This is a genomic window from Mycobacterium sp. NGS11, assembly GCF_059813315.1.
In genome coordinates, this window is record NZ_JCALEJ010000018.1 from 1 (window position 1) to 22,930 (window position 22,930).

The window sequence follows — 22,930 nt, forward strand, 5'->3', positions numbered from 1 at the left end:
ATCTGGGGGGCGGGTTGGGGTCCGCTCGGTGGCGGGCTCGGCGGACCGCTGGTCGCGGGCCGCGGCGGCGGCTCGGACGAATAGCTCGGCGTGGCTGCGCCGGCCGGCTGACTCGGCTGCGCCGTGGTGGGCGGATGGATGGGGTGCCGGAACGAGGCGGACGCCGGCTGCTGCGGCTGGCCGGGGTACTGCGTGGCCCCTGGCAGACTCTGGGGCGCCCGTGCCCGCGATGCGGCGGGGTCGCTGACGATCGGTATCGACGTCGTCAGCGGGGGCCGCCCGGCCGAGCCCTGGTGGCGGCCGACCTCGAAGGTGAGCGCCGGGCCGTCCGGATTGCCGACGTTGACCCGCAGCCCATCCTGGATGTCGACGGCCGGGACGCGCCGGTTGTGGACGTAGAGGCCGTTGAGGCTGCCATTGTCGACGGCGATCCATCGGCCCTGGTCATACCGCACGATCAGGTGGGTGCGGGAGATCAGCGGATGGGCAACTCGCAGGTCGGCGCGAAGGTCACGCCCGATCACCACATCGTTGCCCGGCGCGAAGGTGCGTTCGGATCCCTCGTAGCGCACGGTCAGCGCAGGCGGGGCTGGTGAAGTCATCAGGACCAACTGTAACGGCAGCGGCGTGGCTCATGCGCGGGGTTGTTCGTCGGGCACTGTTGCCCCCAACCGCATCGCCGCGGGAAGCGCCTGCGGTGCAGTTACTTTCGACGCCTTCAACCGGCCACCGCGGCATTGCGCAGGCTGCGCATGCTGAGGACCTTGGCGCGGGCGCCGGTGACGTCCTTGACGAAGTCCCCCAGGTATTTGATTGCACGCCTGCCCTCGGGCAAGATGTCGGCCGCTATCGGGAAGTCGTGGATCTGGCCGTCCCACAGGTGCAGATCGCAATGGATCCCGCTGGCTTCCAAGCGCTTCGCCATCAGCTCGGCATCGGCGAGCAGCAACTCGTCCGAGCTGGCGTGGATCATCACCGGCGGTAACGAGGACAGATCGGCGTCCACCGGGGAGGCGACCGTGGAGTCGCCCCGGCCTTCCACCACCTGTGCGCTGTCGAGGAATTGGGCGAACCGCGAGAAGGCCCGGCGGGTGAACATCGAGCACTTTCGCGCGTTGCGGTGCTTGAGTTTTCGCACCGGATCGGTGTCGGTGAACGGCGAGACGGTCGCGACTCCGGCCGGTTCCACGATTCCCTCCTGGATCGCCAGGAACGTGGTCATGAACGCCAGGTATCCGCCCGCGGAGTCGCCGCCCACGACTATCTGGTCGCCGTCGAAGCCGTGATCCAGCAGCCAGCGCAAGCCGCTGATGCCGTCGTCGATGGCGTCGGTGATGTGATGCGCGGGCAGCTTGCGGTAAGCGACGGTGAGCACGGCGGCGTCGGCCGCCTGCGACAAGCGGGTCACCATCGAGCGGTGGGTGTTGAGGCCGCAGGTCAAAAACGCGCCACCGTGTAGATACAGGATTGCCCGCTCCCCCGACACGCCGGGAGCGCGAACCCATTCGGCGGCGCAATGGTCCAACCGCACCCGCTCGATCCTCGCTTTTGACCCGAATTGTGGGACCAGACCCGCGACTCCGTCCACGTACTCGAACGGCCAGTGCAGGTTCGGCGTCATGGCCCACGCGCGGACGGTGTTTTTCACGATGAACCGACTGGCCAGCCCAACGGCAACCGACTGCGGACTATGACGGTGATGGACGCGCCGCGTCATCGCCACACTCGGCAGAATATGTGTCGGTTCGGCCGTGCTCGCCATCGATGTCAACCTCCTAAGTGGGGGGCGGATACCCGCCATCGTTGGTGGTTAACTGCAAATTAACGCGCGAGAAATGTTGTGTAGATCACTGTTTGCTGGCTGCAGAGACGGGTATCACCCGTTCATCTTTCTAGGGGCTGCCGCGCGGGTCTGCGCGGACCGAAACGGCTGTTGTTGAGGTCCCCGAATGGCCTATATATGAGCGATGGCACACGCTAAACCCGCGGAACCGCTGCTGACCGACCGGGTGGCGGTCATCACGGGCGGCGCTGGGGGCATCGGCGCGGCGACCGCGGAGTTGTTCGCCCAACATGGTGCCGATGTGGTGATCGCCGACGTCGACGCCGACCTCGCCAGCGCGACGGCCGCCTCGATCACCGAATCCGGCGGGTCGGCTTCAGCCGTGGTCACCGACGTCCGAGACCCCGGCCAGGTCGCCCGCTTGGCCCGCACCGTGCTCGACCGGTCTGGCCGGGTCGACGTGCTGGTCAACAACGTGGGCCATTGGTTGCGCCATCCCGGAAATTTCGTCGACACCGACCCGCAGCTGTGGGACGAGCTGTACCGGATCAACCTGCACCACGTCTTCCTGCTGACGCATGCGTTTCTGCCGGCTATGGTCGAGCGGCGCACGGGTGCGATCGTGAACGTCTCGTCGGTCGAGGGGCTGCGGGGCTACCCGGAGGACCCGGTGTATGCCGCCTTCAAATCCGCCGTCAACGCGTTTACTCGCAGCCTCGCGGTTCAAGTGGGCAACGACGGCGTGCGGGTCAACGCCATCGCGCCCGACGTCACCGAATCCCTGCAAGTGCCGTATTCGCAATGGCTTTCGGCCGACGAACAGACGCAATGGCCGCAATGGGTCCCCGTCGGGCGGATGGGCCTGCCCGAGGATCAGGCCAGGGTCATCCTGTTCTTGGCTTCGGATCTCTCGGGCTTCGTCACCGGCCACGTCATCCCCACCGACGGCGGTACCGGGGCTGCCGGCGGATGGTTCCGGTCCACGCGCCGGCCCGACCGCCAGTGGACAAATCGGCCCATTGACCCCTGATCGGGGGGGCACCGGCTCAGGTGGTCGGCGCCGGCCGGAATCGGGCTTGATCGTCGATGATCGTGACCGGGATGCCGTTGAGCACCCCGTTGCCGGACGGCTCGTCGACGAACGTCGGCGGGGACAGCACATTGGTGTTCGCGCCGGGCGAGTCGTTGGCGACCGAGATGCGGGTGCCCGGCTTGCCGTGCCCCCAGCCGTGCGGCATCGACACCACACCGGGCTTGATGGAGTCGGTGATTTCGACCGGAACCTTGATCTCGCCTGCCTCGGATTTCACGGTCACGATCTCGTTGTCGGTGACGCCGCACCGGGCCGCGTCGTCGGGGTGAATCAGCAACGTGCACCGGTCTTTCCCCTTCATCAGCGCGGGCACGTTGTGCAGCCAGCTGTTGTTGGATCGCAGGTGCCGCCGGCTCACGAGGACGAGCGGCTCGGCGGGGCGATCCATGCGCGCGGCGAGCCGCGGCAGGTCGTCGAGCAGATACTGCGGGGCGAGCCGGATCTTCTTGTCGGGCGTGCCAAGCAGGTCGGGCAGTTGCGGCACCATCGGCCCGAAGTCGATGCCGTTCGGGTTGGCCTTGAGCAGGTCCAGGGTGAGCCCACCCGGGTTCTTGCCGTACTGGTCGCCGAAGGGCCCGGTGCGCAATGTGAGGTCGAGCATTCGTTCCGGGCCGCCGCGCTCGTACAGCTTGCGGATCTGTTCCCCGTCGAGCCCTTTGGTGAAGGCCAGATAATCGAAGAAGCCGTCGTCGATCGCGGCGACATCGACGTCTTCGGCGGGGGTTCCGGTGCACAGGCCGGTCAGCCGGATCAGGATCTCCCATTCGTGCGGGCGATCGCCCGGATCGAATACCGGCGCAGAATAATTCGCGATGCTGCGGATGGCGAAGAGCAGGATCAGGTCGTCGTGGTGCGGCTGCTCGAGCGGGGACAGGCCGGGCAGGATCACGTCGGCGTGCCGCGTCGTCTCGTTGAGCCAAAGGTCAACGGAGATCATCGCTTCCAGCATCGGCAGTATTTCGTCGAGCTTGTCCCCGGCGGGGGTGGACAGCACCGGATTTCCCGCGACCGTGATCAGTGCCTTGAGCTGCCCATCACCCGGTGTGGCGATCTCCTCGGCCATGCACGACACCGGGGCCTGGCCGAGCACCTCCTTGGCGCCGCGGACCCGAGTGTGCCAACGACCGAATTCCGGCGCACCGCCCTCGAGTCCGGGCAGCGGTTCGGTGGTGATCGACCATGCCGCCGGTTTGGGGAACATCGCCCCGCCGGGGGTGTCGAAATGCCCGATGAGGATGTTGACGACGTCGACCAGCCAGCTGGCCAGACTGCCGAACTCCTGGTTGCACAGGCCGATTCGGCCGTATAACACCGATTTCTCGGTGCCGGCCAGCTCGCGGGCCAGCCGGCGAATGCGGTCCTCGTCGATGCCCGTGACGGCGCTGACCCGTTCGGGTGGCCAGTCCGCGACGGCGCGCCGCACGGTGCCGACACCGTCGACGTGCGGGCCAGGGTTGACGAGGTCTTCGCCGAACAGGGTGTGTGCGACGGCCAGCAACAGGGCCGCGTCGGTTCCCGGCACGATGGGAAGCCACTCGTCGGCGCGCGCGGCGGTCAGGGTTCGCACCGGGTCGATCACGATCACCTTGCCGCGGTTGCGTATCCCGTCGATCAGGTTCATGACGTTGGGCGCGGCCAACAGCGAACCCTGTGACGCGGCCGGGTTGGCGCCCATGATCACCAGCAGGTCGGTGCGTTCGATGTCGGGGACCGGGAAGTTCCACCACCGCCCGTACATCAGATGCGAGGACAGGTTTTTCGGCCATTGGTCGACCGTGCCGGGCGAATACGTGACCGGCATGCCGGACATGCCCATCAGCACGCCCGCGTAGCGGGCCAGCGAGAACGAATGCGCCAGCGGGTTTCCGGTGTAGGCGGTGACCGCCTTGATGCCGTACTTCTCGATCACCGGGGTCAAGAGCTCGGTGCAGCGGCGAAACGCCGCGTCCCAGCTGACTTCCCGCCACTTGCCGTCGACCTTGATCATCGGCTGGCGGATGCGGTCCGGATCGTCGTGCAGCGCCGCAAGCGAGGTGCCTTTGGGGCATAGATGTCCGCGGCTCCAAACGTCGTCGCGGTTGCCGCGAATGCTGGTGACTTTTCCGTTTTCGGGGCCGCCCTCGACGTGAATTGCCAAGCCGCACATGGCTTCACACAACGGACACGTGCGTAGGTGCGTACCGTCTTCGCCCGGTCTCATCCACCCACTGTATTCCGCTACCGTGGGTAGCGGAAGTGGTGAACAGATTCTTGCTCAGCCAGGGGCCCGCCGCCGCCGGCGTCCGAGACAGATTTGAATTTGGCCAGTCGACTGTACATGCGTGCTGCGCCCGCCCTAACGTCAAAGCACCAGCACGTAACCCGGAAGGAATCGGCTAGTTGAGCACCGACCATCAGCAGCCCGCGGGCATCGAATACCTGCGCGGTGAGCTGCTCGATCGCGTTGACGCGCAGCCCTGGGAAGACTGGTCGCCGGCGTTGCTGCGTGCCCTGATTGCCGTCTTCGACCTGAACGGGGTCACGCCCACGGCCCGGTACGGTTTCCGGCCCCACATCGTCAGGTAACGCGACCGCGAAAGGGCAACTGCCGGCGCGATTCTCGAGTGCGGACGTCGGTAAAAACACTGGCGCTACTAGGCTCCGTCATACCCAGGTGAGGAGTCGCGACGGTGGAGATGTGGGAATTGATCGCCCGCGAGCGGATCCGGGACACCCTGGCGCGCTACAACTGGTCGGGTGACGCCGGACGACTCGACGGTCTGGCGGGCACTTTCTGCACGGACGGCATCCTCGAAATACGTGGTTTCGAACCGCTGCGCGGACGTCGGGAGATCGCGGCTTTCTTGAGCGGCGTCACCGGAAAGATCCCCGCAGCAGCCGACGTGAAACCCCTTGTGCGGCATAACGTCACGAACGTGTTGTTCGTCGAGGTGGCGCCCGGGCGGGCCCGGGTCGATTCCTATTTCACCGCGGTCACCCACATCGGGCTCGACCACTACGGCCGTTACCGCGACATCCTGGTACCCGAGGATGAAACCTGGCTGATCAAGCACCGCAAGGTTTCGACAGACTGGGCGGCACCGGACTCGGCGATGGCCCGCGGGAATCCCGGAACGAGGCGATGACGGCAACCGCCCCGGCGCTGCGCGGCCGCGGGGCGGCGATCTTGGCGATGCACCGGCGGAATGTTTGCCGAAACGGCCTCAACGGCTACAGATAAGAGTCACATCAAAGATTGCGGTCGCCCTGATGGCGCGTCCCCGCAGCAGCTCCGGGGTGACCGCCGGTCACGTGACCAGCGGTCATGGCCGCGCAACAGAGACGAGCAGTATGCAACGACTTAGTGGATTAGACGCGTTCTTCTTATATCTGGAATCGCCGACGCAACCTTTGAATGTTTGCTGCGTCCTGGAGATGGACCCGACTACGATGCCGGGGGGCTACACGTTCGAACGCTTCCAGAAGGCGCTGTCGGTGTGGCTGGACGCGGTGCCCGAATTCCGCCTCAAGCTGGCCGACAACCAATTGAACTTCGATCATCCGGTGTGGGTGGACGACGATCGTTTCGACCTGTCTCGCCACCTGCACCGCGTCGCCCTGCCCTCGCCCGGAGGGCCCAAAGAATTAGCGGACATCTGCGGCCACGTCGCCGGGCTTTCGCTTGATCGAGATCGTCCGCTGTGGGAGATGTGGGTGATAGAGGGCCTGCACGGTAGCGACGCGCTGGCCGTCGTCCTCAAGATCCACCACGCGGTGGTCGACGGCGTGGGTGGAGCCAACCTGCTGGCGCAGTTGTGCAGCGCCACGCCCGACGCCGCCCCACCGAAACCGGCCGAGCGCATCGGCGCGGCGAATCCGCTGCTGATCGCCGCCACCGGGCTGATCGGCGCGGCACTGCGGCCCTGGCGTCTGGCCAGAGTCGTGCCGTCGACGGCGCTGACCCTGGCGCAAACCGTGTTGCGTGCGCGTGGTGGTGGGCAGACGATGGCGGCACCGTTCGCCGCACCCCAGACGGCGTTCAACGGCACGTTCACCCGGCGCCGCAACATCGCCCTGACCAGCGTGGACCTCGAGGACGTGAAGACCGTCAAGCGCCGGTTCGGCGTGACGGTCAACGACGTCGTGACGGCGATGTGCGCGGGGGCGCTGCGGCAGTATCTGCAGGACCGCGACGCGCTGTCGGAGCTCCCCCTGGTCGCCAGCGTGCCCGTGTCCGTCCGCGACCAATCGACCCGGGCGGGCCGCAACCAGATGACCTGGATGCTCTGCCGGCTCGAAACCCACATCGAAGACCCCGTGGAACGGTTGGCGAGCATTGCCGCCGGAAACGCGGCGGCCAAGGACCACTCCGCGGCGCTGGGCCCGACCCTGCTGCACGACTGGACGCAAGTGGCCGGCCAGGCCATGTTCGGCGCGGCCAGGAAGCTGCTACCGCGCCTGCCTCTGCCCGACAAGCCGCCACACAGTCTGGTGCTGTCCAACGTCCCCGGCCCACAAGAACAGCTCTACTTCCTGGGGTGCCGGCTCGACGCGATGTATCCGCTCGGCCCGATCATTGCCGGCGCCGCGCTCAACATCACCGTGATGTCGCTCAACGGCCGGCTTGGCGTCGGCATCATCTCCTGCCCCGATCTCGTACCCGACCTGTGGGACCTCGCCGACGCTTTCCCCGCCGCACTCAAAGAGCTGTTGAATTGCGGCGAGCGCGCTCACGATCCGCGCTAGGCGGCCCAGTCAGCGGAACCCGGTCCGCCGTCGCGGCCGCGGCATGGCAGGGTGACATCCGTGGCAGACACTTCTGAATCGACGATGATCACGGCGCAGGATCTGCGTGAAATCAGTACGGAAAAGGGCGCTTTGCGCTACTACGACAGCGGCGGGCCGGCGTCCGCTCCGGTGCTGCTTTTCCTGCACGGATCCGGTCCCGGTGTCACGGGCTGGCGCAACTTCCGCGGCGTGCTGCCCGCCTTCGGCGCCCACTATCGATGCCTGATCCTGGAATTCCCCGGTTTCGGCGTGAGCGACGACTTCGGCGGCCATCCGATGGTCACCGCGTTCGGCACGGTGACGCCCTTCCTCGACGCGCTGGGCGTCGAGAAGGTGCATATCGTCGGCAACTCGATGGGCGGCGGCGTCGGGATCAACTTCGCGACCCATAATCCGGCGCGCGTCGATCGGTTGGTGACCATCGGCGGCATCGGCACCAACATCTTCAGTCCCAGTCCCAGCGAAGGCATTCGGCTGCTGCAGGAGTTCGTCGAGGACCCCACGCGGCAACGCCTGGTCGACTGGCTCAAGTCGATGGTCTACGACCAGGCCCTGGTCACCGAACAGCTGATCGAGGAACGCTGGCAGCTGGCCACCGATCCCGAAACCCTGGCCGCGGCGCGGCGCATGTACGGCAAGGCGGCGTTCGCCGGCATGAACGCCGCGATGAACGCCTCCGACCGGCCACTGCCGTGGGCCACCATGCACAAGCTCACCGCTCCCACCCTGCTGACGTGGGGCCGCGACGACAGGGTGAGTCCGCCGGACATGGCGCTGATCCCGATGCGCACCATCCCCAACGCGGAACTGCACGTCTTCCCCAACTCGGGGCACTGGGCGATGATCGAGGCCAAGGACGCGTTCGAAAGCACCGTGCTGGCGTTCCTGTCGCGCAGCTAACCGGCGGCGATCGCGAGCGCGGCGCTCCTCTATCGCTGCGTGGCCCCGGCGTCGACGGGCAGGACGATCGCGGTGATGTAGCGCGCCTCGTCGGAGGCCAGGAACAGCGCCGCGTTGGCCACGTCCTCCGCGTCTACCCACGGCACCGCGAGCATGTTCATCGAGCGCGCGGCTTCGGCGAATTCCTCGCGCGTCGGAGGGCGGTCCAGGTCGGGCCGGAACGCGCTACTGACGAGGTCATTCTGGATCATCGGTGTGTCGACGTTGGTCGGGTTGACGCAGTTGACCCGAACACCATGCGGTGCAAGCTCATTCGCCAGCGAGCGCATCAAGCCGATCACGCCGTGCTTGGCGGCGGTGTAATGCGCGACGCCGACCAGACCGCGCAGCCCCGCGATCGAACTCGTCAGGATCATCGACCCCGCCCCGCGCGCGATCAGGTGTGGGGCCGTGGCGCGGCAGGTATGCCACACGCCGGTGAGGTTGACGTCGAGCATGGTGCGCCAGGCGTTCTCGTCGAGGTCGACCGCCATGCCGCGCGACGTGATTCCCGCGGTCGCACAGACCACGTCCAGGCCGCCGAACCGCTGGACGCCGCGATCGGTGGCCGCCTGCAGACCGGAAAGGTCACGCACGTCGACGATTTCGGCGTGCACCCGCCCGCCCGCCTCGCTCACCAGCGACGCGGTGGTGTCGAGGTCGGCCGGGGTGCTGGGTGGGATGGTCACCGTGTCGACCGGGCCGCACACGTCGAGCGCGACAATGTCCGCGCCCTCCCGCGCGAACCGCACCGCTTGCGCGCGACCGATCCCGCGGGCCGCACCGGTGATCAGGGCGACCTTGTTGTGGAGCCGTCCGGTCATGTCGTCTTCTGCGTCAGACCGGCGTCGACGACGAGCTGGGTGCCGGTGATGTAGCGGGCCGCATCCGAGGCCAGAAACAGCACGGCATTGGCGATGTCGACGGGCTCGACCCAGGGAACCGGAAGCAGGTTCCGTGCCTGCAGGACCTCGGCCGCGTCGGCAGCTGTCGGGTTGTCCAGGTCCGGTCGCAGGCGCCGAAAAGTGGCTTCGTTCAGCACCATTGGGGTGGCGACCGCGCCGGGATGCACGGTGTTGACCCGGATGCCGCGCGGCCCTAGCTCGTTGGCCAGCGTGCGGGCCAAACCGACCACCGCGTGCTTGCTGGCGGTGTAGTGAGCGGTATTCGCCGTACCACGAATGCCGCTGGTGGAGCTGATGATGACAACGGAGCCACCGTCGGCACCCATGTGCGGCACGCTCGCCCGGATCGTATGCCAGACGCCGGTGAGGTTGATGTCGAGCGTTCGCTGCCAGACGTGTGGGTCGAGTTCCCAGGATGGCGCGCCGGGCAGGTGGACTCCGGCGTTCGCGACCACGATGTCGAGGCGGCCCAACTCGGCTACGCCGGTGTCGATGGCGGCGGTCACCGCCGCGAGGTCGCTGACGTCGGCCAAGCCGGTCACACACCGTCGACCGCGGTCCTCGACTCCCCTTGCGGTGTCGCGCAACTCGTCGGCAGCGGTGTCGGCGTCGAGAGCGATCACGTCGGCGCCTTCGTCGGCGAAGCGCTGACAGTGCACCCGCCCGGTGCCTTTGGCGGCGCCGGTGACCACGACGACCTTGTCGAGTGATCCCGTCATCGTTCGATCAAATCGAAGCCGGGGTAGCCTGCGCCGGCGACCTCGGCGCAGATGTCGTTGTAGGTGGCGAACCCCCCGACGAACAACATGAAGCCCCTTGGTTTTCCGGGCACGTTCGCCCCCATGTACCAGGAGTTCGCCTTGGTGAACAGCGTCGCCTCGGCCCGGCGGGCGCATTCGGCACCCCAGCCGTCCACGCTGTCGACGGTGGCTTCCAGCGCGGCGTAACCGTGTTGGTCGAGGTAGGCGATGGCTTCCGCGATCCAGTTCACCTGAGCCTCCGCGTGCAGCACCATGTTCGCCAGCACGGCGGGCGCTCCCGGGCCCGAGATCAAGAACAGGTTGGGAAAACCGTCGACGCCCAATCCCAGATAGGTGCGCGGTCCGTGCGCCCAGTCCTGGTGCAGCGTCGTGTCGCCGCGTCCCACGATGTCGATGCTGTCCAGCGCCCCGGTCATCGCATCGAAACCGGTTGCCAGCACGATCATGTCGAGGTCGTAGTGCGCCTCGTCTGTGTTGATGCCCGCGGCATCGATCGAGTCGATCGGTGTGTTGCGGACACTGATAAGCGACACGTTGGGCCGGTTGAACGTCTGAAAGTAGTTGCTGTCGGTGCAGATTCGCTTGGTTCCGATCGGATGGTCGGTGGGGATCAGCAGGTCGGCGACGGCCGGATCGTCGATGACGGCCCGGACCTTCTCCTCGTAGAACCTGCGGGCCTCGTCGTTGGCCTCCAGGTCGGTCATCTGGTCGGGGAACGTCTTGGAGAACAGCACACCGCCGAGCTGCCAACGCTTTTCGAATGCCGCGCGACGCTCGTCGGCGCTGAATTGCATCGTCGGCTTCGGGGCGGTGAGGTGCGGTGAACCCCCGCCGCTGCGCCACGACAACGCGCGCCGCTGCGCATAACCGGCCTTGATCTCGTCGAGCTCGTCGGCGGTCAAGGGCTTGTTGCCCGCCGGGACGCTGTAGTTGGGGGTGCGCTGGAAGACGTACAGGTGCGCCGCCTGTTCGGCGATGATCGGAATCGATTGAATGCCCGAGGATCCGGTGCCGATGACTGCCACCCGCTTGCCGGTGAAGTCGACGGGCTCGCGTGGCCAGTGCGCGGTGTGGTGGATCTCGCCCGCAAAAGTATCCAACCCAGGGAAATTCGGCGTCATAGCGGCGGACAGGGGCCCCGTAGCCATCAGACAGAATCGTGCCGAGAGCACAAGCCCGGTGTCGGTGGTGACCGTCCAGCGCAATGTCGACTCGTCCAGCACGGCGGAGAGCACGCGGGTGTCGAAGGCGATGTCGCGGCACAGGTCGAGTTTGTCGGCGACCCACTTCAGGTATTCGAGGATCTCGGATTGGGTCGCGTACTTCTCCGTCCAGCGCCACTCTTGCTGGAGTTCCTCGGAGAACGAGTAGCAGTAGTCGACGCTCTCGACGTCGCAGCGCGCGCCGGGATACCGGTTGTAGTACCAGGTGCCACCCAGCTCGGGCGCCGCCTCCAGCACCCGGACCGAGAGGCCTTGGCTGCGCAACTTGTGCAAGGCGTACAGGCCGGCGAACCCCGCGCCGACCACGACGACATCGGGGGACTGTTGGCCGGCATCGTTCACAAGCAGTCACCGTAGGGCCTGACGCGCGGCGGACCGTAGCCCTTCCCGGTCACCGGACGGTTCGCAGGAGATTTCCCGGCCGCCGGCCGGCCGGAGCCTATGTTCACGTCGGATTCTTCGATGCCGGGTGTCCGCTCATCGGGATTTCCTTTGGGACGGCCCGGGACTGCGGTAGACCATTACTAGGCCCACACACGTAAGGGCCATGACACTTTAAGGACAACGATATGAGCGACCGGGTACTCGATCAGGTTGTGGCCATGGCCGACCAGTTGCGCGACCAAGCCGCGGAAGCCGAGCGCATCGGCCGGCTCACCGACGACACCGTCAAGATGATGAAGGGCGCCGGCCTGATCCGGCTGCTGCAGACCAAGCAGTACCAGGGCTTCGAGGTCCACCCGCGTGAGTTCGCCGAGACGACGATGGCCACCGCGGCACTGGATCCGGCGGCCGGCTGGATCGTCGGCGTCGTGGGCGTGCACCCTTACCAATTGGCTTACGCCGACCCCAAGGTTGCCGCCGAAATCTGGGCCGACGACGTCGACACCTGGATGGCGTCGCCGTATGCGCCGCAGGGTGTGGCCAAACCCGTCGACGGCGGGTATCTGTTCAACGGCCGCTGGCAGTTCAGTTCGGGCACCGACCACTGCGACTGGATCATCCTGGGCGCCATGCTCGGCGACGAGAAGGGCATCCCGTTGATGCCGCCGCAGATGCTGCACATGATCCTGCCGCGCAAGGACTACGAGATCGTCGACGACTCGTGGAATGTGGTGGGGCTGCGTGGAACCGGCTCCAAGGACGTCATCGTCAAGGACGCGTTCGTGCCCAGCTACCGGACCATGGACGCGACCAAGGTGATGGACGGCACCGCCCAGCGCGAGGCCGGCATGACCGAGCCGCTGTACCTGATGCCGTGGTCGACGATGTTCCCGCTGGGCATCTCCGCGGCGACCATCGGCATCGCCGAAGGGGCGCTGGCCGCGCATCTGGACTATCAGCGTGAGCGCGTCGGCGCCACCGGGACCGCGATCAAGGACGACCCCTACGTCATGCACGCGATCGGCGAGGCGGCCGCCGACATCAACGCGGCGCGCCAGGAGCTGCTGGCCAATGCCGACCGCATCTACGACATGGTCGCGGCCGGCAAGGAGGTGTCGTTCGCCGACCGGGCGGCCGGGCGCCGAACGCAGGTGCGCGCGGTGTGGCGTGCGGTGTCCGCGGTCGACGAGATCTTCGCCCGCTCGGGCGGCAACGCCGCGCGCATGGACAAACCGCTGCAACGCTATTGGCGTGATGTGCACGTCGGGCAGATGCATGCCATCCATGTCCCCGGCACCACGTATCACGCGTCGGCGCTGAGTTCGATCGGCATCGATCCGCCCGAGGGCCCGCTGCGGGCCCTGATCTGAGCAGGAGACCCATTCGTGAGTGACCTGAAAAGCCTGGGCTACATCACCATTTCGACCAACGACATCGACCGCTGGCGGCAGTTCGCGTTCGGGGTGCTGGGTTTCGCCGAGGGCAAGGGACCCGACCCGTCGGCGCTGTACCTGCGGATGGACGAGCGGGCGGCCCGGTTGATCGTGGTGCCCGGGGAGACCGACCGGGTGCTGACCGTCGGCTGGGAGGTGCGCGATCACCCCGCGCTGCAACGGGTGCAGGCCGCCCTCGACGGCGCCGGCGTGGCCTACAAACAGCTGTCGCCCGACGAGGCCGAGGCCCGCCGCGTCGAAGAGGTGATCACGTTCGAGGATCCCGCCGGCACCACGCTGGAGGTGTTCCACGGCGCGGTGCTCGACCACAGCCCGGTGGTCACCCCGTACGGCGCGAAGTTCGTCACCGGGGATCAGGGCATGGGCCACGTGGTGGTTCCGGCCACCGATCCAAATGGGCTCTTCGACTTCTACACCGAGGTCCTGGGCTTCCGCGCCCGCGGCGCGTTCCGGGTGCCGCTGCCCAAAGAGTTTGGCCCGGTGCGGGTTCGGTTCCTGGGCATCAACGAGCGACACCACAGCCTGGCGATCGTCCCGGCCGCACACCAGCGCGACCCGCGCCTGGTCCACATCATGGTGGAGGTCGACACCCTGGACGCCGTCGGGCAGGCGCTGGACCGGGTCAACGCCGAGGGGTTCCAGCTGTCGTCCACCCTGGGGCGGCACACCAACGACAAGATGGTCTCGTTCTACGTCCGCGCACCCGGCGACTGGGACATCGAATTCGGCACGGACGGGATGCGGGTCAACGAAACCTATTACACCGCAGAGGAGATCACCGCCGACAGCTACTGGGGCCACCAGTGGGTCGGCGAAATGCCCGCGGCGATGCGGCTGTGACACCCGAATCGGACGTCACTCCGATCCCCGCCTCGTCGATCACCTCATGGGACGACGAGGCCGACGTCGTCATCGCCGGCTACGGCGTCGCCGGTGCGGCCGCGGCGGTCGAGGCGGCCCGGTCCGGCGCCGAGGTCCTGGTGCTGGAGCGCACCGGCTCCTGGGGCGGCGCGGCGTCGATGGCCGGCGGCTTCATCTACCTCGGCGGCGGCACCCCCATCCAAAAGGCTTGCGGTTTCGGAGATTCCGTCGAGAACATGGCGGCATTCCTCAACGTCGCGATGGGACCTGGTGCCGACGAGAACCGGATCGCCGACTACTGCGCCGGCAGCGTCGCGCACTTCGACTGGCTGGTCGGGTGCGGCGTCCCCTTCAAGGCCGAGTTCTTCTCCGAGCCCGGCTGGGAGCCGATGGGCGACCAGGGGCTGATGTACAGCGGCGGCGAAAACTCGTTCCCGTTCAACACCATCGCCTCCCCCGCGCCGCGCGGGCACGTCCCGCAGATGCAGAACAAGAAGCAGGGCGAGGCCAGCGCCGGCTACATGCTGATGAAGCCGCTGGTGGAAACCGCGACCGCGGCCGGCGCCCGGGCGCTCTACGACGTGCGGGTGTCACGGCTGATCACCGAATCCGACGGCCGGGTGGTCGGCATCCGCGCCCGAAAGTACGGCACCGAGATGAGCATCCGGGCGCGTTCCGGGGTGGTGTTGGCGACGGGCAGCTTCGCCTACAACGACGCGATGGTCCAGCGTTATGCGCCGCGGATCGCCGGCCGGCCCGCCGCCTCCATCGAGCAACACGACGGGCAGGCGATCCGGATGGCGCAGGCGCTGGGCGCCGACCTGGCACACATGGACGCCACCGAGGTGGCGATCTTCATCGACCCGCAGCAGCTGGTGCGCGGCATCCTGGTCAACGGCCGCGGCCAGCGCTACGTCGCCGAGGACACCTACCCGGGCCGGATCGGACAGCTCACCCTCTACCAGCAGGACAACGTCGCCTACCTGATCATCGACGGCGATGCCCAGGAGGAGGCGATGGCCTCCTGGTCACCGAAGTTCATGCTGCGCCCGGCGACCTGGGTGGCCGACACCGTCGCCGACCTGGAACGCGACATGGGACTGGCGCCCGGCTCGCTGCAGGCGACGGTGGCCGCATACAACGAGGGCGCCGCGCGCGGCGAGGATCCGCTGCTGCACAAGAAGCCGGAGTGGATCAAGCCGATCGGCTCCCCCGTCGGCGCCGTCGACCTGCGGGAGAACACCGGCGGCTTCACCCTGGGCGGGCTGGCCACCACGCTGGACGCCGAGGTGCTGCACGTCAGCGGCGCGCCCATCCCGGGGCTCTTCGCCGCCGGACGCTGCACCGCCGGCCTGGCCGCGTGGGGGTACGCCAGCGGCGTCTCGCTGGGTGACGGCAGCTTCTACGGCCGCCGCGCCGGCCGCTCCGCGGCCAAGGGCTGACTCGCCGACCCCGCCAGCAGACACAAAAGCACCCGTGCGCCCGGCGTGTCGGGTGCTTTTGTGTCTGCTGGGCAATATCGGTCTGCGCGCCATGTGACAGCGGACACAGCGGTGTGGTACAACAGATATTCCTAATAGGAATATGCCAGCCAGATAGCTCTAGCCAGGAGGGCCGGATGCCAGTGACCGCGGAATCAGCCACACCCACGGCGGTCATCGACCGCATCTCGCTCGTCCTGGATGCCTTCGAGGGCCCCGGCCGGCTGACCCTGGCCCAGATCGTCCGGCGCACCGGGTTGCCGCGCTCGTCGGCGCACCGGATGCTCGAGCGCCTGGTGCAGCTGCGCTGGCTGCGCCGCAGCGGCCGCGACTACGAGTTGGGCATGCGACTGGTCGAGCTGGGCTCGCTGGCGGTGCATCAGGACCGCCTGGTGCGCGCCGCCGGTCCCCTGCTGGGCGAATTGCACCGCGCCACAGGGCTCGTCGTGCACCTCGCGGTTCTGGACGGGCCCGACGTGGTCTACCTCGACAAGGTCGGCGACTCGCCGCTGGCGCCGATACCCACGCGGGTGGGCAGCCGTCAGCCCGCGCACTGCACCGCCGTCGGCAAGGCGATCCTGGCTTACCGTGACGAGGATGCCCCGGTGGATCTGCGGGTGCGCAGAACGAAGTATTCGATCGCCACCGGCTCGCAGCTGGCCGTCGAGTTGTCCCGGGTGCGCGCGCACGGCGTCGCCTTCGAACGCGAGGAATCGCTGCCCGGATTCGGTTGCATCGCAGCGCCGATCGGCAGTCCGGGCGAGGCAGTCGCCGCGGTCTCGGTGTGCGGCCCGATGAAGCGCATGATGTTCGATCAGCGGTTGGCCGCCCCCGTCCGGATGACGGCGATGGGCATCTGGCGCAATGTCGAAGACGGCCCGCGGCGGGTTGCGCCAACCCTGCAACCATTGCGTCCTCTGCGTCCCGTGCCGCCGCGCGCCTTGCAGTACGCATGAAGCAGTACGCATGAACATCGTTCGTACACGGCGCCTCCCAATGGACGGGACTTACCGGTGTCCAACGCAAGACAGCGCCATACCCTTTGCATATGGCCAACGGTGAGATTTTCGTCATCGACCGTGTCGTAACGCGGCCCGGTTGTGCCAGGGAGTTCGTCGACACCTACCTCAACGAGTACGCGCCGGCCGCACGCGACCGCGGCATGACGCTGCGCAACATCTTGGTCAGCCCGCCGATCTGGTTCGACGATCAAGCCAACACCGTGACGGTCACCTGGTCACTGCCCAGCCTGCAGGCGTGGTGGGAGATGACGTGGCAGGGCCGGCCGGACCCGACTCTGGGGCCATGGTGGGAAGGCATCGGCGATCTCGTCGAGACGCGGGGGCGCAGTGTGGCCGCGGCGGCCACAGACGTCGATCGACTTTGCGATGTATAGCGTGACCCGGCTGCTCGACGTCGTCGAGCACGATCGCGACCGGGTCCTGAGCGCCGTGCGCGCTGGTGCCGCACACACCGGGGCACAATGCCAGCTCGTCGAGCCGACGCTTCCGGGTACACGCAACGGCGGCGACGTCCTGGTGCATTTGCGCTTCGGCGCGGAAGGCCAATGGCATTCCGCCGAGTCCGATTTCGCAGCACTGTTCGAGGATCCCGCGATCACCGCCATCAATGGCGCCTGTTACTCGGGTGAAGCTTCGTGCACCGGCGCAACCGGCACCGTCTATCGCGCACTGTTGCTGTGTGTGCGTCCCGGCACCGCCGCCGACACCATTGCGCGCTTCGAAGACGAGCTGCGCTTGATGCCGCGGTATGTCAAGACGATCACCGCCTGGCAGCTGAGCCGTGTCGAGCAAGCGATCGGGATCCGGGAGTGGACCCACGTGTTCGAGCAGGAATTCACCGACGTCGACGGGTTGCTGGGCCCGTACCTGATGCATCCGATCCACTGGGCCGTCGTGGACCGCTGGTTCGATCCCGAGTGCCCCGAGGTCATCGTCCGGAATCCGGTGTGCCACAGCTTCTGCGCGATCACCGACCCGGTGCTGAGCTGAATCCGGCTAAACCCCCGCAGGCAGGATGTTCGGATTGGCCGTCGTCGGTGGCCGCAGCGCAGGTAGCTCACTTTTGCCGTCCAGAGTGCGAACTCGCAACCGCTGCGACCACGGATAGTGCAGGCTGAAGGCGACCAATCCGGTGCGCTCAGCCGCAGGAAGATGACACATCGCCAGCACGGTCTCGGCCAGGTATTCCACGGGTTCGGTAGGAAACGAGTCGGGAATCAACTGAGCCGCACCAGGTGTCCGCACCGCCGTCGATGGGCCCACACAATTGACCGCGATGTTGGCGTCGAGCAGTTCCGCCGCGACACCTTGCGTAAAGCGGTGCAACGCGGCCTTCACGGACCCGTAGACCACGTCGCCCGACGTCTTGTTGTAGTCGCGGTACGGCCTCACCGGCGCCACTCCGGTCACCGACCCGATGTTGACGATCCAGCCCGCGCCTTGCTTGCGCATATGGGGCACTGCGGCTTTCGTCAGGACGAAAGGCGTGCGCAGGTAGTGCTCCACGGTACGGTCGAATGTCTCCAGACTCATCTTTTCGATCATCGAGTAGTCGGCGAAGCCCGCATTGTTGACCAGGATGTCGATACGGCCGGTGCGGTCGAGCACCCGGTCGATCAGACCGGCACGGGCGCCGTCGTCTTCGAGGTCGACGTCCAGCCCGAACGCCGAGCCGCCGGCGTTCTCGATCAGGGCGATCGTCTCATCGATCGTTCCGGGCAGCACCGTAGCGAGCCCGGCCCGGGTGGATTGCGAGGGTGTGTGGTTGCGCGCCGTCACCGCGACCGTGGCGCCCTCGGCGGCCAGTCGCTGCGCGATCGCCCGGCCGATCCCGCGACTACTGCCGGTCACCAAAGCCGTTCTACCGGAGAGTAATTCGGTCATCGAAACTCGAAATGCTCTTCGATCGGCGCTCGGTGTTCATGCCAGAGGTCGACCAGCCGGTACGGAGTCGCCACCACGACCCGCCCCGAGCCGGACCGGTAATAGGTGTGCGCATTCGGGGTGTGGCACCACACCGTGCCGGCCATGGCCTCGTCGATCGCGGCCACATAGTCGTCGTAGGCCTGTTGTGTGACCTCCATCGTCGTCGCGCCGCGCAGCGCCATCAGTTGCAGGCATTCGATGATGTAGTGCGACAGCACTTCCATCGAGAAATTGGCGCCGGCTCCGTGACCGGGACTGTAGTTCGGGGCCGAGTTGATGAACAGGTTGGGAAAACCAGGCACGGTGCCGCCCCGGTAGGCACGGGGGCTGTCACCCCACTCGTCGGTGAGCTTGCGCCCGCCGCGGCCGCGAATATCGATAGTGGACAAGAAATCAAGGTGATAACCGGTGGCATAGATGATCACGTCGAGATCGATCTGCCTACCGTCTTGCGTGACAATGCCTTTGGCGTTGACCGCGGCCGGCTCGCTGGCTTCCACATCGACATGCTCACGGGTCAGAGCCTGGTAGTAACCACCTGGGTCACGGATGATTCGCTTGCCGTAGGGGGCAAAATCCGGCGTCACCTTCTTCGCCAGCTCAGTTCCCGAACCAAAGGTTGCGTGGATGTAGTCCAGACACATACGCAAAAGCACGTCGTTCGCGGGCGAGATGGATAGATGCGTTTCCGCCCACTCCGGGTCACGTAGGATCACCGGATAATTGTTGTCCGCCGTGCCCCAATAGGACTTCAGCCTGTGCCACTTGGCGTAATGCGGAAGGTGACGGCCGAGATAGCGGCGGTACTCGGGTACGTCGTCGGTCAGTCGCCTGCGCGGCGCCACCCAGTGCGGCTGGCGCTGAAACACGGTGAGGTGCTCGACTTGGTCCACGCAGGCGTCAACGATCTGCACCGCCGTGCAGCCGGCACCGATGATCGCCACCCGCTTGCCCGTGAGGTCTAGCGATGTGTCCCACCGCGCGGAGTGAACGCTGGTGCCCGCGAACGCCTCCCGGCCCGGTAGGTCCGGCCACCGCGGCCTGTTGAGGTAGCCAGCGGCGGTGATGACCACCCGCGAGTGAGTGACGTCATAGTTACCGTCGCCGTCGACCGAGTGGACCTGCCAACGGGCGCGGTCCTCATCCCACCACAGGGCCGTCACCTCGGTGCCGAACCGTATGTGCTCACGCAGTCCGTGCTTGTCGGCCAGTGCAACGAGATAGGCCTGGTACTCGGCTCCCTGCGGATAGTAGCTCGTCCATTCGGGATTCACCTCGCGCGTCAACGAGTAGTACGCCGAGGGGGTGTCGACCCCGATGCCGGGGTAGGTCGTGGTCAACCATGTTCCCCCGACTTCGTCGTTGCGATCGATGATCTCGTAGTCGACCCCGGCTTCGGCGGCCGCCAGCGCAGCGATGATGCCGGCGATCCCCGCACCGATGATGACCATGTTCGTCGATTCGGGGATCGGCACTCGTTGCGGCAGCGTCGGCCGCGCGAGTCGAAAGCCGCCCTGCTCGAACAGCAGTGGAACGAACTCGTCGTCCACCTCCGAGCCCAACGCCAGCGGAAGCAAGCGCCTGAACAGTTCGGGATCATCCACGGGCGGTGCACTCGCTCGCCGACTTTCGGCCAGGGCGGCAACCAGCGCGCTCACCAATTCCTCCGTCGTGGCGTCGTCGGTGACGCCGGCCCGCTCCGGGGGATCCGGGACGTGGGAAATCTTAGGCCCGAACTTCTCGATCACCGAGGAGTCGCCGGTCAGCTGAGTCAGGACTGCGACCAGCACGCCGGGGTCGGCCTGGCCAAGGTTCGCCCGCAGCTCCTCGAGATCGAGCGTGGCCGAACCGGGCGGCGCCGTCGATTCAGTGGCGGAGGTCATGGCAGTGAGTATCGGAGGATCTAAGCCGGTTGGGCGGGCCGTGTTCCACTGACCGGGCAGTCCGGTGTCTGCATGGCCTCACCCGGAGTTGACTGATGCCATGAGCAACGACATCACGCTGTCGGACCTGCAGGAGTTCATCGCCGGTTTTTGGTACCACTACGACGAGGCACACTACGACGAACTGGCAGCACGCTACGCCGAGAACGTGCGCTACGTGACCCGAAGCGATTCGGGCACAAGCCCATTCGAGGAACTGATGTCGCCCGAGTTGCACGGCCGCGGCGCCGTCATGGAATGGCTGTCGGAGCATCGCAACCAAAGTCCGTACCCGCTGCGCCACCACGCCACCAACGTGCACCGCACGGGTACCGAGGGTGACATCACCCACGCGCGGTTCTATATCTTCGTCAATCAGACCGCGAACTTCGTACCGTTTGCCGTGTCCAGCGGCGTGGCGAAGGTCGGCGTGCGCCGCGGCGCCGACGGGCTGGAGTTCACCGAGATGGATATTGTTCTCGACACCACCGATTCGGTCCCGTTGTCTGAGCACTCCGCCCGCAGTGCCGCCGTGTCGTAACCGGTGAACGCCCACGAAATGTTCTCCGGCGGCGTCGCGGTCATCACCGGCGCCGGCGCGGGCATCGGTGCCGGCCTGGCGCGACACGCCAGCCGGTTGGGGATGACGGTGGTGCTGGCCGACGTCGACGCCGATGCCATTGCCGCGCTGCGCGACGAGCTGTGCGCCGCGGGGGGCTCGGCGCTCGACGTGGTGTGCGACGTTCGCGATCACGACGCGATGCAGGCGCTGGCAGAAATGACCTACCGTGACGTCGGTGCGGTGCGGCTACTGGTGAACAACGCTGGCGTCGAACAATTCGGCTATCTCTGGGACACGCCCCTCGCCAACTGGCAGCGCGTGATCGACATCAACATCAGCGGCGTCTTCCACGGTGTGCGGGCCTTCCTGCCCAGAATGATGGCCACCGCCGAGCAGGCGTGGGTGTGGAACCTGTCGTCGGTGGGCGCGGTGGTGTCGATTCCGTTGCAGGCGCCGTACATCATGAGTAAGCACGCGGTGCTGGCGTTGACCGAATGCCTGCATCTTGAGGTTCAATCCGCCGGGCACGACCGTCACATCCACGTCCAGGCCGTGCTGCCGGGCGCGGTGGTGTCCAACATCTTCGAGTCGGCGGGCGGGGTCGACGGCGACGACGCGAGCGGCCGCGCCGCGGCAGAATCTCAGCGCTCGGCGATGCTCGACATCAAGGCCGATGCCATGGATCCACTCGCGGCCGCCGAAGTGGTGTTCGGGCAGGCCGCCGAAGGGCGGTTCTATCTACTCACTCAACCCGAATTCGTGGGCAATGCGATGCTCGAACGAGCCAATGTGCTTGCGGCACAGCGGCCACCGACGCTGAGCACCGAACGCCGCTTTCATCCCACCCAAGAACTTCCATCCCGCACAAGAATGAGCGTGCCGCCCCTTGACCCCGACGCCGCTGCCAGGGTGGCGTCCCTAGGCCCCGTCGCGCCGATGCGGCAGCGAGGCCTTGCGATGGTGCGCGATTCCCTCGAATCAATGCCACTGCCACCGATGCCCGACATGGCCGAGGTGACCGACCACGCGATCACCGCCCCTGATGGCGAGCTCGCACTGCGCGTCTACCGGCCGACCCGAGACCTCGATGCGCCGGCATTGGTCTATTTCCATGGCGGTGGCATGGTGCTGGGGTCCAACCATTCCTTCGAGCCGCTGGCCCGCAATCTCGCCCAGGCGTCCGGTGCAACCATCGTCGCCGTCGAATACCGCCTCGCCCCCGAAGCCCCACCGCCAGCACAATTCGACGACGCGTTCCACGCGACCGCCTGGGTCGCAGCGAACGCCACCGAATTGCGGCTGGACCCAACCCGAATCGGGGTGATCGGCGACAGCGCGGGTGGCGCGCTGGCCGCGGCCGTCGCCCTGGCTGCCCGTGATCGAGGCGGTCCGCCATTGTTCTGCCAGGTGTTGTTGTACCCGGGCCTGGATCGAGACATGACGGTGCCGTCGCTCGCGACGCTGGACTCGGCGCCCATGCTGAGCCTCGACGACATCCATTACATGCACGAACTCGCGGATGCGGGAACCGGTCCGCCCGATCATCCCTATCTCGTGCCGGCGTATGCCACCGACCTGTCCCACCTCCCACCGGCGATCGTGGCGACCGCTTCCGTCGATCCGATCCGCGACTGGGGAGAACGGTACGCGGAGCGGTTGCGGGATGCCGGCGTGCAGACCACCGTCACTCGTTATCCCGGTGTGTATCACGGCTTTCTGATGCGTTCGGAAACTGTGGCGCGGGCCGGCCTCGCGCTGGCCGAGATCGGCGCGCTACTCAGGGCGAAATTCGCGCATCCGCTCCCCTTTTGACGTTTGGTTTGCAACTTCCTCCCGATCACCGGACA

21 protein-coding genes and 1 pseudogene are annotated in these 22,930 nt (G+C 66.8%); 14 read left to right on the forward strand and 8 right to left on the reverse strand.

What is annotated here, in order from left to right; translation table 11 throughout:
* Positions 1-602, reverse strand: a 602-nt coding sequence (locus AC5Y4T_RS18610) for an FHA domain-containing protein (protein WP_499954754.1), incomplete at its 3' end; no start/stop codon positions are given.
* A 116-nt stretch (positions 603-718) separates the two neighbouring features.
* Complete coding sequence (locus tag AC5Y4T_RS18615; protein ID WP_499954756.1) at positions 719-1,762, reverse strand: alpha/beta hydrolase; 1,044 nt, start codon at positions 1,760-1,762, stop codon at positions 719-721.
* A 205-nt stretch (positions 1,763-1,967) separates the two neighbouring features.
* Here AC5Y4T_RS18615 and AC5Y4T_RS18620 point away from each other — a divergent pair, with 205 nt between their 5' ends.
* Positions 1,968-2,813, forward strand: a complete 846-nt coding sequence (locus AC5Y4T_RS18620; RefSeq protein ID WP_499954758.1) for an SDR family NAD(P)-dependent oxidoreductase — start codon at positions 1,968-1,970, stop codon at positions 2,811-2,813.
* A 16-nt stretch (positions 2,814-2,829) separates the two neighbouring features.
* Here AC5Y4T_RS18620 and AC5Y4T_RS18625 read toward each other — a convergent pair whose 3' ends face one another.
* A complete protein-coding gene (locus AC5Y4T_RS18625) occupies positions 2,830-5,076 on the reverse strand; it encodes a molybdopterin-dependent oxidoreductase (protein WP_499954760.1) in 2,247 nt (748 codons plus the stop codon).
* Positions 5,077-5,255: 179 nt separating this feature from the next.
* Between AC5Y4T_RS18625 and AC5Y4T_RS18630 the strand changes: the two genes are divergently transcribed.
* The 4 genes from AC5Y4T_RS18630 to AC5Y4T_RS18645 all read left to right on the forward strand — a co-directional run bounded on the left by AC5Y4T_RS18630 (position 5,256) and on the right by AC5Y4T_RS18645 (position 8,543).
* The gene (locus AC5Y4T_RS18630) at positions 5,256-5,441 is read left to right on the forward strand and encodes a hypothetical protein (protein WP_499921010.1); all 186 of its coding nucleotides are present in this window, start codon (positions 5,256-5,258) and stop codon (positions 5,439-5,441) included.
* A gap of 104 nt (positions 5,442-5,545) precedes the next feature.
* Positions 5,546-6,001, forward strand: coding sequence for a nuclear transport factor 2 family protein (locus AC5Y4T_RS18635; RefSeq protein WP_499954762.1), 456 nt, complete (start codon positions 5,546-5,548; stop codon positions 5,999-6,001).
* Between the two features lie 205 nt (positions 6,002-6,206).
* A complete protein-coding gene (locus AC5Y4T_RS18640) occupies positions 6,207-7,601 on the forward strand; it encodes a WS/DGAT/MGAT family O-acyltransferase (protein ID WP_499954764.1) in 1,395 nt (464 codons plus the stop codon).
* Positions 7,602-7,661: 60 nt separating this feature from the next.
* Positions 7,662-8,543, forward strand: a complete 882-nt coding sequence (locus AC5Y4T_RS18645) for an alpha/beta fold hydrolase (protein ID WP_499949352.1) — start codon at positions 7,662-7,664, stop codon at positions 8,541-8,543.
* A 29-nt stretch (positions 8,544-8,572) separates the two neighbouring features.
* Here AC5Y4T_RS18645 and AC5Y4T_RS18650 read toward each other — a convergent pair whose 3' ends face one another.
* Genes AC5Y4T_RS18650 through AC5Y4T_RS18660 form a run of 3 tightly spaced genes read right to left on the reverse strand, consistent with a single transcriptional unit; the run spans position 8,573 to position 11,813 of the window.
* Positions 8,573-9,406 (reverse strand): mycofactocin-coupled SDR family oxidoreductase, encoded by an 834-nt coding sequence (locus tag AC5Y4T_RS18650; protein ID WP_499954766.1) that lies wholly within the window; start codon positions 9,404-9,406, stop codon positions 8,573-8,575.
* A complete protein-coding gene (locus AC5Y4T_RS18655) occupies positions 9,403-10,206 on the reverse strand; it encodes a mycofactocin-coupled SDR family oxidoreductase (RefSeq protein WP_499954768.1) in 804 nt (267 codons plus the stop codon). Before AC5Y4T_RS18655 ends, AC5Y4T_RS18650 begins: the two co-directional genes overlap by 4 nt.
* The gene (locus AC5Y4T_RS18660; RefSeq protein WP_499954770.1) at positions 10,203-11,813 is read right to left on the reverse strand and encodes a flavin-containing monooxygenase; all 1,611 of its coding nucleotides are present in this window, start codon (positions 11,811-11,813) and stop codon (positions 10,203-10,205) included. Before AC5Y4T_RS18660 ends, AC5Y4T_RS18655 begins: the two co-directional genes overlap by 4 nt.
* A gap of 227 nt (positions 11,814-12,040) precedes the next feature.
* Here AC5Y4T_RS18660 and AC5Y4T_RS18665 point away from each other — a divergent pair, with 227 nt between their 5' ends.
* From AC5Y4T_RS18665 to AC5Y4T_RS18690, 6 genes are all read left to right on the forward strand, one after another.
* Positions 12,041-13,225, forward strand: a complete 1,185-nt coding sequence (locus AC5Y4T_RS18665; protein ID WP_499954772.1) for an acyl-CoA dehydrogenase family protein — start codon at positions 12,041-12,043, stop codon at positions 13,223-13,225.
* 15 nt (positions 13,226-13,240) lie between these two features.
* Entirely contained in the window at positions 13,241-14,149 is a 909-nt protein-coding gene (gene bphC / locus AC5Y4T_RS18670) for a biphenyl-2,3-diol 1,2-dioxygenase (protein ID WP_499954774.1), read from the forward strand.
* Positions 14,146-15,612 (forward strand): FAD-dependent oxidoreductase, encoded by a 1,467-nt coding sequence (locus AC5Y4T_RS18675; RefSeq protein ID WP_499954776.1) that lies wholly within the window; start codon positions 14,146-14,148, stop codon positions 15,610-15,612. The genes bphC and AC5Y4T_RS18675 overlap by 4 nt, the downstream gene beginning before the upstream one ends.
* 176 nt (positions 15,613-15,788) lie before the next feature.
* Positions 15,789-16,607: an IclR family transcriptional regulator gene (locus AC5Y4T_RS18680; protein ID WP_499921126.1), complete on the forward strand. Its 819-nt coding sequence runs from the start codon at positions 15,789-15,791 to the stop codon at positions 16,605-16,607.
* 92 nt (positions 16,608-16,699) lie between these two features.
* Positions 16,700-17,047, forward strand: a complete 348-nt coding sequence (locus AC5Y4T_RS18685) for a hypothetical protein (RefSeq protein WP_499949346.1) — start codon at positions 16,700-16,702, stop codon at positions 17,045-17,047.
* Entirely contained in the window at positions 17,040-17,663 is a 624-nt protein-coding gene (locus AC5Y4T_RS18690) for a Dabb family protein (protein ID WP_499954779.1), read from the forward strand. Before AC5Y4T_RS18685 ends, AC5Y4T_RS18690 begins: the two co-directional genes overlap by 8 nt.
* Positions 17,664-17,669: 6 nt before the next feature.
* Here AC5Y4T_RS18690 and AC5Y4T_RS18695 read toward each other — a convergent pair whose 3' ends face one another.
* Positions 17,670-18,557, reverse strand: coding sequence for an SDR family NAD(P)-dependent oxidoreductase (locus AC5Y4T_RS18695; protein WP_499954781.1), 888 nt, complete (start codon positions 18,555-18,557; stop codon positions 17,670-17,672).
* Complete coding sequence (locus tag AC5Y4T_RS18700) at positions 18,554-20,482, reverse strand: flavin-containing monooxygenase (protein WP_499954783.1); 1,929 nt, start codon at positions 20,480-20,482, stop codon at positions 18,554-18,556. The genes AC5Y4T_RS18695 and AC5Y4T_RS18700 overlap by 4 nt, the downstream gene beginning before the upstream one ends.
* Positions 20,483-20,582: 100 nt before the next feature.
* On the opposite strand from AC5Y4T_RS18700, the gene AC5Y4T_RS18705 reads away from it, so the two are divergent.
* From AC5Y4T_RS18705 to AC5Y4T_RS18715, 3 genes and pseudogenes are all read left to right on the forward strand, one after another.
* Positions 20,583-21,062: a nuclear transport factor 2 family protein gene (locus tag AC5Y4T_RS18705; RefSeq protein WP_499949340.1), complete on the forward strand. Its 480-nt coding sequence runs from the start codon at positions 20,583-20,585 to the stop codon at positions 21,060-21,062.
* Positions 21,063-21,080: 18 nt separating this feature from the next.
* A pseudogene (locus AC5Y4T_RS18710) lies at positions 21,081-21,929 on the forward strand (SDR family NAD(P)-dependent oxidoreductase); the annotation flags it as partial.
* Between the two features lie 24 nt (positions 21,930-21,953).
* Entirely contained in the window at positions 21,954-22,895 is a 942-nt protein-coding gene (locus tag AC5Y4T_RS18715; protein ID WP_499954828.1) for an alpha/beta hydrolase, read from the forward strand.
* The last annotated feature ends 35 nt before the right edge of the window (positions 22,896-22,930 follow it).

What these genes read in the sequence shown, in the direction of transcription:
- AC5Y4T_RS18715 (WP_499954828.1), top strand. Translation starts at nt 21,954, where the DNA reads ATGAGCGTGCCGCCCCTTGACCCCGACGCCGCTGCCAGGGTGGCGTCC.
- AC5Y4T_RS18655 (WP_499954768.1), bottom strand. Translation starts at nt 10,206, where the DNA reads ATGACGGGATCACTCGACAAGGTCGTCGTGGTCACCGGCGCCGCCAAA.
- AC5Y4T_RS18680 (WP_499921126.1), top strand. Translation starts at nt 15,789, where the DNA reads ATGCCAGTGACCGCGGAATCAGCCACACCCACGGCGGTCATCGACCGC.
- AC5Y4T_RS18665 (WP_499954772.1), top strand. Translation starts at nt 12,041, where the DNA reads ATGAGCGACCGGGTACTCGATCAGGTTGTGGCCATGGCCGACCAGTTG.
- AC5Y4T_RS18700 (WP_499954783.1), bottom strand. Translation starts at nt 20,482, where the DNA reads ATGACCTCCGCCACTGAATCGACGGCGCCGCCCGGTTCGGCCACGCTC.
- AC5Y4T_RS18640 (WP_499954764.1), top strand. Translation starts at nt 6,207, where the DNA reads ATGCAACGACTTAGTGGATTAGACGCGTTCTTCTTATATCTGGAATCG.
- AC5Y4T_RS18685 (WP_499949346.1), top strand. Translation starts at nt 16,700, where the DNA reads ATGGCCAACGGTGAGATTTTCGTCATCGACCGTGTCGTAACGCGGCCC.
- AC5Y4T_RS18695 (WP_499954781.1), bottom strand. Translation starts at nt 18,557, where the DNA reads ATGACCGAATTACTCTCCGGTAGAACGGCTTTGGTGACCGGCAGTAGT.
- AC5Y4T_RS18650 (WP_499954766.1), bottom strand. Translation starts at nt 9,406, where the DNA reads ATGACCGGACGGCTCCACAACAAGGTCGCCCTGATCACCGGTGCGGCC.
- AC5Y4T_RS18620 (WP_499954758.1), top strand. Translation starts at nt 1,968, where the DNA reads ATGGCACACGCTAAACCCGCGGAACCGCTGCTGACCGACCGGGTGGCG.
- AC5Y4T_RS18625 (WP_499954760.1), bottom strand. Translation starts at nt 5,076, where the DNA reads ATGAGACCGGGCGAAGACGGTACGCACCTACGCACGTGTCCGTTGTGT.
- AC5Y4T_RS18690 (WP_499954779.1), top strand. Translation starts at nt 17,040, where the DNA reads ATGTATAGCGTGACCCGGCTGCTCGACGTCGTCGAGCACGATCGCGAC.
- AC5Y4T_RS18615 (WP_499954756.1), bottom strand. Translation starts at nt 1,762, where the DNA reads ATGGCGAGCACGGCCGAACCGACACATATTCTGCCGAGTGTGGCGATG.
- AC5Y4T_RS18705 (WP_499949340.1), top strand. Translation starts at nt 20,583, where the DNA reads ATGAGCAACGACATCACGCTGTCGGACCTGCAGGAGTTCATCGCCGGT.